The organism is Dyadobacter chenhuakuii, assembly GCF_023821985.2.
Lineage (GTDB): Bacteria > Bacteroidota > Bacteroidia > Cytophagales > Spirosomataceae > Dyadobacter > Dyadobacter chenhuakuii.
Genome location: NZ_CP098805.1, coordinates 951,985 through 967,123 on the forward strand (window position 1 = coordinate 951,985; position 15,139 = coordinate 967,123).

The following is a 15,139-nucleotide window of genomic DNA, read 5'->3' on the forward strand; positions in this document are numbered from 1 at the left end:
TCAAAATCCCTACAGTTTTAAGTATACCAATGCATAAATCTATACTTTGCGTTCTGGCGAAAGCACTGATGCTCGTGCTTTTTATCTCGCCGGTCGTTTTCTCTCAAATTAAAATTACGTCGCCGGTTTATCAGGCTGTATATCAAAGGGATATTCAGGGTTGGAGGACCGTTTCGGTTTCCGGCACGTACTCGGTGCCGGTTGATAAAATAGAAATAAGGGCAGTCCCGGTTGCCAAAGGCCAGGAAATAGACATTCCGTGGCAGGAGCTGCAACAGAAGCCGCAGGGAGGCGTTTTTATGGGGAATATAAAGCTAAAAGGAGGCTGGTACGCTCTGGAAGTGAGGGGCGTAACCAATGGCAGCGTGGTAGGCCGTGACGTTCTCACACGCATGGGGGTGGGAGAGGTTTTCATCATTGCAGGGCAATCTAATGCACAAGGGCTTAAAGACAAACCTGCTCCTCCCGGCGCAACGGACGACCGCGTGCTCTACATTGATAACTACGAAAACGACGAGCTCGGCCAGTATCCCGACTTGCTGACTGATCCTGTGCCGCCATCGTTTTCAAAAATAAGCAGTAACCTGAAAACAATGTCGCCCCGCGGCCAAACCGCCTGGTGCTGGGGCATTCTAGGTGAACAGCTCGTTGCGCATCTGGATGTACCCGTTGTATTCATCAATGTTGCATGGGAGGGAACAGCCATTAAAAACTGGGCGGAAAGTGCCGCCGGCCTCCCGACTACGAGTTTATACGGACATGTGTATGCGAAGGATATGCCGTACGCCAACCTGAGGATTGCTGCCCGTAACTATGTCAACCAATATGGGGTCCGGGCAGTGCTTTGGATGCAGGGAGAAACGGACGCTGTATACAAAACACCTTCGGCCAATTACAGCCGCGACTTGCAGTTTCTCATGAATCGCCTGGGCATGGATACCGGAAAAAGGATTACCTGGGTTATTGCCAGAACATCGCGCGCGTCCGCTGCGAAAGAAATACCATCCTCAGTCAATCCCGATATTATTGCGGCGCAGAATGCTGTTCTGAATACAGACTTTAATCCAACATATCCAGGGCCTGAAACCGATCCTTTGGTCCCAAACCGGATCGATGGAACGCATTTCGAAGGTGTAGAAGGGTTAACCATCCTGGCCAATGCATGGAATGCAAGTCTGGACGCCAACTTTTTCTCAACTGTAACGCCAGCCAATCCGGCAGAGCTGCCGACGGTCACTACCAGCTGCGTTACCGAAAACAATGCAGTTGCCGTTTCGCTCCCGACAGGTTATCAATCCTATGAATGGACCAATGGGGAGCGCGGCAACACGATTCAGATATCTTCCCCTGGAACTTACCGTGCAACCGTCAGGGACGCATCGGGAAACTCAATTCTTACGCCCGTCGTCGTGCTGGAAAGCGACCCTAAGCCTGCGCGTCCAGGCATTGTAGAAGAAGGCCAGCAGCAAGCCTGCGCCAATTCTTCATTTCAGTTCAATATTTCCAACGGAACCGATCTGTATACCTGGTATCGCGAAGGTTCCGCAACGCCATTTGCAACGGGGACGGTTGCAAAGGTGGAAGAAAGTGGTGATTATTATGTAAAAGGACAAAATGTATACGGCTGTGTTTCAGAAAATTCCGTCACTTCTTCCCTTATGGTCCGGCCACCTGTTGCGCCGCCAGTTATCGAGCCATCCGGCCCTTTTTCACTCATGGCGCGCGTTGAAGACGAGGGCAATAAGGTGCAATTTTTGTGGAGCAGACCGGGATCAGAGAGCGACACGACTGCCGAAATGGTCAAAATTTTGAAAACCGGACTGTATTCTGCCCGGGCAAAAGTTGCATACACCCTGGAAAATAATTTACTTAGCTGCTATTCCGACAAAGCATCCTCAGAGATCACGGAAGTTGAGAAAACTGACGTCGTCGTGTATCCCAATCCGGTCCAGAACAATTTCGTTTATATTGAGTCGAAGGACGACATTCAGGATGCGCGGGTTACCTTATTTGATATCAAAGGAAGGGCCTTAAAGTCAGTTTCGCCCGATTCTTTCGGAAACAGGGTGCGGCTGGATACAGGCCACCTGCCATCGGGCAAATACATCATCCAGGTAACCGGCAAAGGCCAGAGAGTAACCAAACAGCTTATTTTTAATTGAAACTTAAATAATACTCATGCTTAAATTTTACACTTACCTGGTATTGGGCGCCGCAGGCCTTTTCACTTTTTCATGCAACCTTCAAGATCACGTCATACCTACAACACCGGATGTGTATGTGGCGGGTTATCAGTACGGAGAAAATAACAACACGGCCAGGTACTGGAGAAATGGACAGGCGGTGGACCTGATGTCAAATAACAATGGGATCGTGGCAACTTCAATAGCTGCCTCCGGTGCTGATGTGCACGTGGTAGGCTGGGATGGGGACAGCACATTGACAGCCCATGCCAGATACTGGAAAAATGGTGCTTTGCAATCCCTTTCGGGCCAGTATGCTCCGTCTGTTCTTAGTAAAGTGCTGTTATCGGGCGGTGATGTATATGTTGCGGGCTCCGGTGCAGATGCGGGTGGTTACTATGCCCTGTATTGGAAGAATGGGGTGCCCGTAAGTCTGAACAATTCATTTAGCGGATGGGCTAGAGATATGGCCATAGCGAATGGAGATGTGTATGTGACCGGAACTGCCTCCAACGGCGTAGGAGCAAATACAGTTGCTAAATACTGGAAAAACGGCGTTGATGTAGACTTAACAAATGGAACTGAACAGACTTTCCCAAGCGGAATAGCCGTATCGGGTACTGACGTTCACGTTGTGGGCACGACGGGAGGAAAGTATAGAACTGTTGCTAAATATTGGAAGAATGGCGTTGAAACCGTCCTTAGTCCTTCATCATATCATTCAAATGCGGAAGACGTTGCAGTGGCAGGGAACGACGTTTATATTGTTGGAAATGTCGGCGACAGCCTCAATTATTACACCGCCAACATTTGGAAAAACGGCATCGCCACACCACTTCCAGGCGGCGTAGCAGCAACGGGAATCACAATCATCGGCAATGATATTTATGTTTCCGGCGCTGGTTTGAACGGCGTTACAAGCATCGCCAAATATTGGAAAAACGGCGCGCCGATCGAACTTTCCGACGGCACCAAGAACGCCACAACAACATCTATCTTCGTTGCAGCTCCTTAATTAAGGTTGTATTTAAATTAAAATAAAGGCAAACCGCATGGCCGCGGTTTGCCTTTACTTTAACGCTTTGCTTCATTCCGTTCCGGCAATTGCCTGCAATCGGTTTTGGCTAGTGCAACACCTGAATATTGCACTTTGGATCTGTCTTTGAAGGCGAATTTGCCGTCTTTGAATGTTCTTTCGCCGCGGCCTTCTATGAGTAATGTGTCTTTTCGGAGGAATGTGACTTCGTTGACATATTCAGAATCAGATGACATGAATGTGTACAGGCCCCAGATGGTGTCGCCGTGCATTGTTCCCATGAGCAGGCCGTTATCCTGCTGTTTTTCATACAGTTTGTAACCCAGGCTGCCCTTTATGCTGTCTCCATAAACAAGTGCATTGAGCAGCACCGTGTCTTTTTTGACGAAGGAGGCGTAGCAGGAATTGAAGACGCTGTCTGAATCCGATGTTTTTCTGTTAAGACCTGTATTTTCAGTAGGCCCGGAGTTACAGGAGGTTAGGAAAATCAATGCTAGGGAAATCAGGACGATACAAGTTTTCATAGATCTTTTTTGGCGTTACAGGTTTGCGGCAGGCGTGACCTGCTTTCCGGCAAAGCTAAATCAGTATCGGTCGGATAAAAGTGATGGTCGTCAGTTTACAAAACGATAATGATCATACCGCCCCGATGATCCGGTCGATATCAACATAAAACCGGCCTGATTCTACATTCATCCCAAGCAGGATCTTGCGGCAGGTGTCCGTCGTGATCGCCCCGCCCAGTGCAACGGCGGACCCTAACTGCGGCCAGGATGAAATCGTTTTTCCAACCTCATGCAACGAAGCTTTCAGACGTTCCGAAATTTCATTTGTATTAATTATTTTTCCCACAATTTGTATCTTTTCCTGTGTTGAGAGGTTTTTCAAACTGCTGGGGTCAATGTCCGGAAGCAAGCCGTGCAGGATGGGACGCTGCGGCTCTTTGTCGAAACGCTCGATATCGATCATTCCCCGGTCGCTGGTGTCCATAACGACCGGAATTTCAAAATGTCGTGCCCTGTGCCGTGCGAGCACTTTAATGTCGAGGCCATCGCACACTTCCACGAGCATATCGAGCTTTCCGTTTTCTGTCAGAAAATCATCGATGTTGCCTTCTGAAATCCCGTTGCGGAAGATCCGCACCTGGATAAACGGATCGATTTCCGCAATGGCGCGCGCAGCAGTAACAGACTTGTTCATGCCCAGGTTGTGCGTACTGGTCTGAATGCGGTTTAAGTTTGAAAGTTCAATGAGATCATAATCGGCCAGCCGCAATTCGCCCACGGACCTTTCGGTCGCCAGCGTCATGGCAACCGCATGCCCGATCGACAGACCAATGATGCCAATCTTTTTGGTAGACAATAATTGTTGTTCCTCACGGGTGATCTTACAATTGTTCCGATTGGTCCTGACCCTGCCAAATTCTTCATTATCAAGCAAATGTACCAGCCTCCTGCTCCAAGGATAATACACCCAAACACCATATTCCTGAAATGTCAGTCCGCCGAGGTGTTCCTGTATGCCGGCGTCTGATTGTTCCGGACTGAGCCTGATGGCGGGATTTTTAATTTTTACAAGTTCAAAAAGCTGATCGTAAATAGTGTCAAACAGCATAATGCCTGGGTTCCGCTCCATAAGAACCTCCAGCCTTTTTTTGTCCTCCAAATGACGCAGGCGAAAGAAAAGCGGTCTGAATGTATCTTCCAGTCGCTCAGAAGTCCTTTCTTGGGGCTTTGTTAATGTATCCATATACATTCTGTCCGGAATTTTGGTTTGAGTTTTTTTGTGTAAAATCAATGTCTATTAAGCGCTGACGGCATTATATTCAGCAAGATGCGATTTACTTCCAAGCTGTGCTTTTCCAGTTTTTTCTGAGAAATGATCGCCTAAGACATCGATGCCGTATCTGCAAACAATTCCGGCGAGAATGGCGCGGTTAATGTGCTTTTGCGACATACTGTGGATCTCCGAAAGCACAGCAGCCGAGGAAGTGGGAAATTTAAAGCCTGGATAACCATTGTCATTCTGCTCTGCATAAATTCCTGCCATCATCGGCAGCAGATCCGCATGATACTTCACCGCATTCGTCGAACACGAGTAAAGGCAATATTTGGCATTATCTAAAATCGAAATCCCAATCGCCGCCAACATGGCAAATCTGCACAACCCTAACCCCCGGAACTCGTCCGAAACCGCAACCCTGCTCAACTCGACGGTAGCGTCCCTGAAATGCAGGTTATTGCCGGATTTTATATCAAAAGCATATTCGGTTGGAAGTGAATCAGACATGTCGGGCTTGATTCCGAGGCCAAACTTATGGTTAATGCTTGCCAGCTGTTTTTCTATCGCTGTATTAACCTGCCTTCTCACCACCCGGATCGTGGCGATTTGTCGCCCTTCGGAAAATATTCCAATCAGGTTTGCTTTCCAGTCACTTGGCAGCAGATCATATTTATTGTCCAGATATTCTTCTGAATATTCTTTCTGGTAAATCTTTCTTCTCAGGGCAAGGTGGTCTGTTAAATCGGCCTGGCTTTTAAGTTCTCTGAGTTCAAAATGGCTGAGTAAATACTGGAAGTTAAATTCCATTGGAGTAGATTTTAAGTTTAAAACAAATGGCTGGAAATCCGTAACTAATGCGACGGACAAAACTACTGTCTGCTGACAGGCCAGGCTTTAAACATTCATTAAGAAGTATTAAGAATTATAAAAATGAAGGGAAGGCTTTACGCCCATAGGTAAAACAGGAAAGATCTATTCACTACGTAAGGATTTGACCGGGTTCATCAACGCCGTCGCAACCGTTTTGCCGCCAATAGATATGAGTACCAACACCATCACCAACAGGGCAGGAGCGGAAAAAAGCCACCAACTCAGTTCAATGCGGACAGCGTAATGCGCCAGCCAGTTTTTGACCAGTAAGAAGGTGATTGGTAAGCCGATGAGTATGGCTATGGATACAGTTCTGATAAAATCTTTGGACAACAAAAGCATGAGGCTTGTGGTGCTTGCCCCGATTACCTTGCGGATCCCGATTTCTTTGGTTCGCTTTGAGACAGTGAAAGTTGCAAGTCCGAACAGGCCAAAGCAGGAGATCAGGATGGCAAAGCCAGTTAGTGCGCCGAAAACCTGCTGGAAGCGGTCATCGGATTTATATTGTTTGTCGTATTCGCTGTCTAAAAAGAAATAGCTGAATGGTGCGTAAGGGAAGTTGGCCTCATAAACTTTTTTCAATGAAGCGAGCTGTTCATCCGCGTTTCCTGTTGTAAATTTCACACTTGCAAACGAGCGGAAGTACGGAGAATACAGGTGGATGATTGGAATGTGGGCAGCTTTTGGTGATTCGTAATGATAATTTTTGACAACGCCCCGGATGGTTGCCTTGCGTCCCCACATATCAACACCCTTACCGATGGCCGCTTCGGGCGTCGCAAACCCCCAAAGCCGGATAGTTTCTTCATTGACGATCAGCTGCCGATTGGTGGTGTCCGAAAAACCGTGAATTGTCAGCGCATCGAAGTTTTTTCCAGCGAGCAGCTTAACGCCCATTACACTAAAAAACGAAGTGTCAGCCTCCGTAATATAATAATTGTAATACGTTTTCTTAGCGGCCCCGGACGGATTCAGGCCAGTCGTCGTCCCCATTTGCGTCGATCCCAGCCCTGGCACCGTTCCCGAAAATGAAACCGATTCAACATTAGACTGAGCAAGCAGCATTTGCCTGAACGCAACATTATCCTTGTGCGCGTCACTCGCCACAGGAGCTTCAACCACCAGCGTATGGTCCATGTTGAGGCCAAGATTTTGCTGCCTTAAAAACTTCACCTGCCGGTATACCGCAAACGTTTGGACAAGCAGGATAATGGTCACTGTAAACTGAAAAACAACCAAAGCCTTGCGAAGGAATACGCCTTTCGCCGAACGGGAGAACTGCCCTTTCAGCACAGCGGCGGGATCAAACGAAGAGAGAACAAAGGCCGGGTAAAACCCCGATAAAGAAATACTCAATAACAGGAACGTCCCGAGACTCTCCCAAAAAAATGCATCTTCAAAAACAACAAAACCCTCGGGCAGCCCCGCCATCTCAATAAATACCGAAGCAAAAGCTGCTACCAACACGACCGCCACAATTCCCGCCAGCACATTGATGAGCACAGCTTCCATGAAAATCTGTGTCCTTATCTGACCACTCGTTGAACCAACCACTTTCCGCATGCCAATTTCCCGCGCGCGGTCAAGCGCCTTGGAGGTGGTAAGGTTTACATAATTTACGAAAGCAGTCAACAACACAAGAAATGCTACGCCCAGCAGGAAATATACCGACTGCGCATCGCCGCCCGGTTCAGTCTCATAAGTCTTGTTAGAATGCAGGTGAATATCGCTGATCTTCTGCGCAACAACCCGCTCATTGACTATCTTCTTTTCGCTGACCAGCCGGTCACTGAACGCAGCCAGCGATTTTGTAAATGCTTCGTAAGTCGTATTTGCGTCCAGTTGAAGATAAGTGTATGTGTTATTGTTGTTCCAATTATCATCCGATTCGCCAAAATCCGACATCATGGTTGGGTAAGATACGATCATGTCCAATTTCAGATGTGTGTTTGCCGGGCTATCCGGCACCACGCCCACCACTTCGAGCAGAATGGTGCCATTTCTTCGCGGCATTTTTAACGTTTTGCCCAGGACGTCGAGCGTATTGAAATAAGTCAGCGCCAATGATTCTGTCAGGATAACCTGCCGCGGTTTGGTAAAAAGATTTTTTCGGCTGCCCCTGAGCAGCGGATAATGGAACATTGAAAAAAAGGCCGAGTCGACTGCGTAGACATTGTTCACCAGATAATATTTATCGTCCAGCTGAACGGTCACATTCGGCTTTCGCAACGGGTAAGCACGCGTGAAATTAACAACCTCACTCATTTCGCGCATCGCCGTGGGCCCAACTGGCGGATACATTTCAGCGTCCTGTGCATCCAATGCGCCATTGTTCAGATAATCCATAGAGATCCGCACAACCTGCTCAGACAGCGGATAAGATTTTTCATAGCTCATTTCAAACCGCACATACTGAATGATCAGCAACGCCACAGCCAATCCAGTCGCCAGACCCACGACATTAATCACGGTAAACGTGTTGTCCTTCCTGATAATCCGAAGGGCGATTTTGAGGTAATTTGTAAGCATGTTGATTAGCTGTTTGATGCCTTAATGGCTTTTCAGGATCTCTACCGGGTTACTTCTTGCTGCCTTCATCGTCTGCGAGCCGATCATGATACAAGCGATCAGCGATACCACCAGCAAGCCGGCGGATAGCTCGGCAATTTGAACCGGTGTATGATAAGGGAAGTTCGTAAGCACAAACGATTCGAAGAAAAGATATGTAGCAGGAATAGCAATCAATGCTGACATAGACAGCAACACAACAAAACCACGGCTCAACAGGAAAACTAGGCTGCCGGAGCTGGCTCCCATCACTTTCCGGATACCGATTTCTTTCAATCTTGTCTCCGTTGTGAATACTACCATTCCAAACAATCCCATGGAGGCAATGGAAATGGCCAGGATTGAAAGGAAGCCAATGATCTTGATTATGGTTGAGAATTCGCTGTAAGCATCTTCAATCTCTTCGTCATAAAATTTCGCCTTAAAAGGATGGATCCGATCAATTTTCTTCCATCCGGACTCGATTTTGGCCATGGTTGCCGGCATGTCCGCGCTTTGTATCTTGGCATTAATAACGGCTCGGTCCTCAGGTGTCCAGAACATGAATGCTACGGGTTCGATGAGGTTGTCTACTTTGCCATAGTGAAAGTCCTTAATGACGCCGACAATCTTCATTTTGCGGTCTTTTATTCGAAAACTGCTGAACATAACCTGTTTTCCGATTGCTTCCTGGGGATCACCTAAGTTAAACCACTTCAAAACCTGCTGGTTGACAATCACTTCGCTAGCTGCTTCGGCTGTGGTGGGCCGCGTCACAAAATTTTCACCGGCGAGCAGCTTGTAATTGTGCAAAGACAGGTAATTTTCGTCAATGTGGTTGGTCATGACGAGTGCAGAGTCCTGCGAATCCTTGTATTTCATATGACCGCCCCATGCATTGCCAACGGCGGTGATGATCAGCGATCTGGATAACGCAGTTACTTCCGGCATTTCCTGTAATTGTTTAAGCAGTGCCTCAGGCTTATTTCCCTGCATGTCAATGTTCAGGATGTTTTCGGTATTAAAACCCAGGTCCAATGCAAGAATGTTTTTATACTGAACATAGCCCACGGCGGTTGTTGTTATGAAAATCAATGTGACCGTGTACTGAACCACCACCAAAGCGCGCCTGAGTGTCACATTCTTGAACACTTTTACCGATGAAACATTCCCGAGCGCATGGATTGCACTCACTTTCGAAAAAAACAATGCAGGCATGACACCGGCAATGACGCCCACAGTAACTGAGAAAAATACAAAGGCTGCTACGGTTGTGGGCGTGAGGTCGAGCTTCACCGTGCGTTGCATTTGCGGGGCAATATTAATCAGTTGTGGCCGCAGGGTGAGGAAAATGAAATAGGAGAGAACCAGGGCAGCAAGCGAAATCAGGATCGCCTCCGCCAAAAATTGCTGCCATATCTGGCCCTTGCGGGCGCCTATGGCCTTGCGGAGGCCTATTTCTTTGAAGCGGCGCGTTGCACGCGCTATCGATAGATTGGTATAATTGAAACAAGCAGACAAAATCACAACAAATGCAAGACCACTCAGTATCCAAAGTACGATCGGTGGCATATGCGGGTTCACCGAGCCGCTCATGGAGCCGGAGTGGAGATCCTCGCCAATTACAATGTCGTGCAATGGTAGCAGTTCGAGCTGGATATTTGTTTGCTCTTCGGCGAGATTTTCTTTGTTTGCAATCGCGTCGAGCTGTGTATGGATGGCAGCCAGATTGGCATTTTCCGGCAGCATCAAATATACGGAGTTGGAAAACATGTTTGCCCATTTACCAAACTCCCTGTCATTCTTGTTGAGCTGTTGGGCCGTTGATAACGATACCAGCGCCTCAAAACTGATATGTGAAAAAAAGGGAACATCCTTTATGATCCCGGTGACCTGATAATCTAATGTATCAAATTTGACTGCCTTGCCGAGCGCTGGTCCGTTGCCAAATAATTTTTTCGCCGCTGTTTCTGTAAGAACGACTGAGTAGGGATCTTTCAGGGCTGTTTCGGGGTTGCCTTCCAGCATTGGAAATGTAAACATCCTGAACAGCGAAGGCTCCGCCCAGAAGCCCTTGATAGGAAGCACATTGTCACCAACTGTAGCGTCCTGCAGGAAGTCATTCCGCAGAATCGCCACTTCTTCGACACCAGTCACTTTTTCCCTGATGAGCTGACCCGTCTTAATGGAAGTCGATGAATACTTGCTGCTGCCTTGTTCGCCCTTGAAAGTCGCCACATTGGTGATGCGATAGATCCGTTTACCATGCTTATGAAATTTGTCATACGAACGCAGGTCAAGCACAAATGCAATCAGCAGTAGGCCGACAGACATGCTGATAGCAAGACCGACAACATTGATGGACGAGAAGAGTTTGTTACGCAATAAACCACGTCCTGATGTTTTGAAGTAGCTTCCGATCATAATCCATTAAATAAATATATTTGGAAAAGATCAATATCTATGCCATGTTTTTAACAGGTTGACAATCAGAAAATTAATGCAGCGCTTACCAGCGTTGCTGTTCGAAAATGAACGATTTGTTCAAGGAAGGAGGACACGTTAAGGCTGCTTATTCAGTCAATGTAAAAATCATCAGCCCGATCAACGGTCTCTCGCGTCGGCATGCCCGGATGCCCAGTTAATTATGTCGGGATACAAATCTGCGACGGTCTGACCCGGCTTTCTGTTTCTATATAAGCGCAGCAATTCCTGATTAAATGTTTTAAATTGTTGAAAACCGCGCGACTCGGTCATGTTGTTCTCAATGCGGTCATTCAGTGAAGCAAATGTTTTCTGATCAAAAATATCTGAATAAAACAATGTGACTAATCCGTAATTCATATACTCTTCGAAACAAACCAATGCATTATTATACCCTGCGGAAGGTTTGCCCGGAGTAATCCATTTGGACAAATCTTTGAATGAATTATGAATGGCTTTTTCATGCTTTTCCGCTTCGGGATTCAGGTAAGCATGATTAATTTCGGTAAATGCAATCATCATTCGCTGACCTTTCAAAACTCCGGCAGGTTGTGCTTTATCTTTCTCATTAATAAATGGGAAATTGACATGTGCTTGTGCCTCTGTAAAACCATTATCCGTTAAAGAACTGGCAGATTGGTTCCATCCGACCAAAGGAGAAAAGATCACTTTGACAGCGGAATTTTTAATGGCTGGAAATTCGCGTGTAAGCCAGTTTTTCATGCCGGATACATCAATGTTATCCGTGTAATCTTTTTTCAAACTGGTATAGTAAGGCAATTGCTTCTTGTAAAATGCACGGAATCCGGATTTGCCGGCAAATGTTTCCAAAACCGGAATATAAGGATCCAATTCGTTCTTTTCACCAGATGCTATGCGATTGTAAATGGCTCCGTTTATGATTTTATCGCCAGAGAAAATATATACATAGCTGTCCATTTTTAAATGCAGATAAAAGAATTCCGGCGAGAGCTGCAACAGCGAATCGACTGACCGTACAGCTGCTTCCTGCTTATACGTAGTAAAATGAGTGATTACTTTTTTAAAATAGTCGGTGTCTTTATAAATGGCATTTGTTTCACCGTATCGGGTGAGGGCAATGATGATATTTATTAACTCATATACTTCCGGAATTTCAATAGACGTTTTACCCTCATTTTTAATTTTATATGCATCATTTAAGGACGCGGGTTTGACTAATTTTTGTATTGAAAAAGTGCACGTAACTGTGTCTCCCTGGGCTTCTCTTACAATTTTAAAAACACTATTCTTTTTTGGTTTCAGCACCATTGATATGGAATCGGATTCTGATACCAGCTTGAATACGGACGAATCCTGTGGCACAACAAAAGCGTAACTGAAATGCCGACCAAGTTTATTTATACCATTGAATTCATCCCGTTGACCATCCAGGTACATGATTAAATTATCAGAAGATGCATGCAAAACGGGAACTGGATTATGCTGAGCCAGAGCAGTGAGTTTAGTTAAGCAAAAAAATATGAAAACAGGGATTAGCTTCATTTTTAAGAAAATCGAAACATGACAAAACAACTAACAGACAATTTAAATAATTGTGAAATTCCCGCGGCTAAAATCCTACTCATTTTTCAATGACTTCACAGGATTCATGAGCGCTGCTCTGACGCTTTGGAAACTAACAGTAATTAGAGCAATGCTAACTGCTAATGTTCCGGCCAGGACAAAAACCCACCATTCGATTTCTATCCGGTAATTAAAGCCTTGCAGCCAGCGGCTCATCATGTACCAGGCAATAGGAGAGGCGATCAGGATCGCAAACAATACGGGTTTCAGAAAATCGCCTGACAGCAATGTTACTATGCTTTTGACAGACGCCCCCAGCACTTTCCGAACGCCGATCTCTTTGGTACGCTGCTCGGCCATAAATGTCGCCAGACCGAACAAGCCCAGGCACGAAATGAAAATCGCAATGGTTGTAAACGTTGTGAAAAGCACCTGTGTCCGTTCTTCGGCACGGTACATTGCATCAAAACTTTCATTCAGAAAAGAATATTCAAACGGCTGACCGGGTGCGATTTTCTTCCATTTATTTTCCAACACGGATATTGAGGCGGCCATATCCGATGTTTCCAATCGCAGCGATAGCGCATCATTGCTTTTGTCGGAAACGATATCAGCGTCCAGCATGAAGCACAATGGTTCGATTCGGGTTCGCAGCGATTCGTAGTGAAAATCTTTGACAACACCCACAATTGTTAATCTGTCACCGCCTTGCTTGTGAATGCTTTTTCCAATAGGTTCCTTGTAGCCAAGCTGTTTCGCGGCAGTTTCGTTGATCACGACTCGGTTTGAATCAGCCGCCTGGCCTTTTAAAAAATTACGGCCTTGAACCAACACCATTTTATACGTCGCCAGGTAATCTTCATCAACTTCCCATTCCTGCATGGGCACTGAATATTTTTGGTCAGTTTGCCCCTCGGGATACCAATAGTCGCCGTTCCGTTTGGAGGTTACGGGCAGGAAACTGCTGATACTCGCCGCCTTGACCTGTTCATCCTGCAAAGCAATTTCCTTAAAAGTGCGAAGCTGTTTTTCGGGCACTTCGGGAGTATTCAGGATAATGACCTGCTCTTTACCATAGCCCACGTTTTTGCTTTGAATAAATTGCAATTGCTGGTTAATCAGTAAAGTCGCGATGATCAGGATCACAGACATGGAAAATTGAAATACGACCAACGAACTCCGCAGGCTTTGCCTTTTCGGATGTGAGCCGGAACCATTTTTAATGGCCGTTGCAGGCTGAAACGAGGAAATGTAAAAAGCAGGATAGATCCCTGCCAATAAGCCGACAGCAACTGTGCCCAGGAACAAAAAGAAAGTAACCGGCAGCGTTGTAAATTCTGAGACCAACAGACTTTCGCCGGTTAATGAATTGAAAACAGGTAGCATGCTAACCAAGATTCCAATTGCAACGAGCATAGAGATAAATGCGATCAGCATGGACTCAGACAAAAACTGATATATCAAACCAATGCGATTGGACCCCAGCACTTTTCGGACACCGATCTCCCGTGCACGTTTGACGGAGCGGGCCGTTGTCAAATTGATGAAATTCACAACTGCGATCATCAGTATGAACAGGGCGATGCCAGCGAAAATGTAAACATACTCCATGCTGCCATTAGGCGTTAGTTCGCCTGCTCTGTTGGAATGTAAGTGAATGTCTGTCAGTGGGATTAACGAATAACGGAAGTAGTTGCCTTGCTTGCGTGCCTCGGCCAATGTAGTGTTGAAAAACCGTCGTAAGGCAGGATCAAGATAGGTTTGTAATATTTTTTCAAACTTGGCTTGGACGGCTTTTGGACTGGTTCCGGGTTTGAGCAGAATGTAGGTGTTGAAAATATGGTTTCCCCATTTGTCTGCTTTTGCGTCCCTGGTTTCCCAAAGCGGCAGAATGAAGTCGGCCTGGAAATGGGATTCTGCCGGAATGTCGCCGATGACAGCCGTTACTTGCCTGGACTCGTTATTATTGAAAGTCAAAACTTTGTTTAAGGCATGGGTTGTGCCAAAATACTTTCTGGCCATCCGCTCGGTGATGACCACGGAGTTGGGTTTTGCTAAGGCTGTTGCTGGATTGCCCGATAGCATCTTCAATGTAAAAACACGAAATATAGTAGAATCGGCAAGCAAAATAGCCTGCTCTCGGACATTATCGCGCGTGCTTTTCACCAGGCAGTTCTGATACTTGCCCAACCGGACAGTCTCTTCCACTTCCGGGAATTCTGTTTTCAAAGTTGCGCCCAGCGGGGTAGGAGCGGCAGCCGTTTGCAGGCCTTGTAGGGAGAAGCTGATGTCACTGTTTACTCGGTATATGCGTTCTGAATTTTCATTGTAACGATCAAAATTCAGCTCATTTTTAATGTAGAGACCAATAAAGAGTGTAATGGTCAGTGCGGTGGCTAACCCGGTAACCGTAATTGCAGAGTACCATTTATTTTGGATCAGGCTCCGCAGTGCCATTTTGATATAATTTCGTAGCAATCGCGTGGGTCGGTTAGGTTGGTCAGTATTCCTGATTGCAAAGTCAAGTATTATGCCATCGCGATAATCATCGATTTTATGTCGTAAAACCCATTGCTGCCAAAGAATTTGTCCGATTTCGGACAGTGCCGGATATGAATGTCCGTATTAACATTTGATCTGAAATAGTAATGCTCTCACGAATGAAAGCATTTCAGTAGCGGGCAACATAACC

General features: G+C 46.3%; 9 protein-coding genes. 2 read left to right on the plus strand and 7 right to left on the minus strand.

The features are described 5' to 3' along the window. The first annotated feature begins 29 nt into the window (after positions 1–29). Together NFI80_RS04080 and NFI80_RS04085 are read left to right on the plus strand one after the other, a co-directional pair. On the plus strand, positions 30–2,162 hold the full coding sequence (locus NFI80_RS04080) for a T9SS type A sorting domain-containing protein (protein WP_235164822.1): 2,133 nt from the start codon (positions 30–32) through the stop codon (positions 2,160–2,162). 16 nt (positions 2,163–2,178) lie between these two features. Then, complete coding sequence (locus tag NFI80_RS04085) at positions 2,179–3,198, plus strand: hypothetical protein (RefSeq protein ID WP_235164820.1); 1,020 nt, start codon at positions 2,179–2,181, stop codon at positions 3,196–3,198. A 59-nt stretch (positions 3,199–3,257) separates the two neighbouring features. Here the strand turns inward: NFI80_RS04085 and NFI80_RS04090 are convergent, their stop codons facing one another. The 7 genes from NFI80_RS04090 to NFI80_RS04120 form a co-directional block, all read right to left on the minus strand. Next, a complete protein-coding gene (locus tag NFI80_RS04090; protein WP_235164819.1) occupies positions 3,258–3,743 on the minus strand; it encodes a hypothetical protein in 486 nt (161 codons plus the stop codon). Positions 3,744–3,855: 112 nt separating this feature from the next. Beyond that, positions 3,856–4,968 (minus strand): Rv1355c family protein, encoded by a 1,113-nt coding sequence (locus NFI80_RS04095; protein WP_235164818.1) that lies wholly within the window; start codon positions 4,966–4,968, stop codon positions 3,856–3,858. A gap of 54 nt (positions 4,969–5,022) precedes the next feature. After that, positions 5,023–5,808: a hypothetical protein gene (locus NFI80_RS04100; protein ID WP_235164817.1), complete on the minus strand. Its 786-nt coding sequence runs from the start codon at positions 5,806–5,808 to the stop codon at positions 5,023–5,025. A gap of 165 nt (positions 5,809–5,973) precedes the next feature. Beyond that, positions 5,974–8,400, minus strand: coding sequence for an ABC transporter permease (locus NFI80_RS04105; RefSeq protein ID WP_235164816.1), 2,427 nt, complete (start codon positions 8,398–8,400; stop codon positions 5,974–5,976). Positions 8,401–8,421: 21 nt separating this feature from the next. Beyond that, positions 8,422–10,842 (minus strand): ABC transporter permease, encoded by a 2,421-nt coding sequence (locus NFI80_RS04110; protein WP_235164815.1) that lies wholly within the window; start codon positions 10,840–10,842, stop codon positions 8,422–8,424. A 180-nt stretch (positions 10,843–11,022) separates the two neighbouring features. Then, a complete protein-coding gene (locus tag NFI80_RS04115; protein ID WP_235164814.1) occupies positions 11,023–12,321 on the minus strand; it encodes a DUF4932 domain-containing protein in 1,299 nt (432 codons plus the stop codon). A gap of 180 nt (positions 12,322–12,501) precedes the next feature. Next, a complete protein-coding gene (locus tag NFI80_RS04120; protein WP_235164813.1) occupies positions 12,502–14,904 on the minus strand; it encodes an ABC transporter permease in 2,403 nt (800 codons plus the stop codon). Between the last annotated feature and the right edge of the window lie 235 nt (positions 14,905–15,139).

What these genes read in the sequence shown, in the direction of transcription:
- NFI80_RS04100 (WP_235164817.1), bottom strand. Translation starts at nt 5,808, where the DNA reads ATGGAATTTAACTTCCAGTATTTACTCAGCCATTTTGAACTCAGAGAA.
- NFI80_RS04110 (WP_235164815.1), bottom strand. Translation starts at nt 10,842, where the DNA reads ATGATCGGAAGCTACTTCAAAACATCAGGACGTGGTTTATTGCGTAAC.
- NFI80_RS04080 (WP_235164822.1), top strand. Translation starts at nt 30, where the DNA reads ATGCATAAATCTATACTTTGCGTTCTGGCGAAAGCACTGATGCTCGTG.
- NFI80_RS04105 (WP_235164816.1), bottom strand. Translation starts at nt 8,400, where the DNA reads ATGCTTACAAATTACCTCAAAATCGCCCTTCGGATTATCAGGAAGGAC.
- NFI80_RS04090 (WP_235164819.1), bottom strand. Translation starts at nt 3,743, where the DNA reads ATGAAAACTTGTATCGTCCTGATTTCCCTAGCATTGATTTTCCTAACC.
- NFI80_RS04115 (WP_235164814.1), bottom strand. Translation starts at nt 12,321, where the DNA reads ATGTACCTGGATGGTCAACGGGATGAATTCAATGGTATAAATAAACTT.
- NFI80_RS04120 (WP_235164813.1), bottom strand. Translation starts at nt 14,904, where the DNA reads ATGGCACTGCGGAGCCTGATCCAAAATAAATGGTACTCTGCAATTACG.
- NFI80_RS04085 (WP_235164820.1), top strand. Translation starts at nt 2,179, where the DNA reads ATGCTTAAATTTTACACTTACCTGGTATTGGGCGCCGCAGGCCTTTTC.
- NFI80_RS04095 (WP_235164818.1), bottom strand. Translation starts at nt 4,968, where the DNA reads ATGGATACATTAACAAAGCCCCAAGAAAGGACTTCTGAGCGACTGGAA.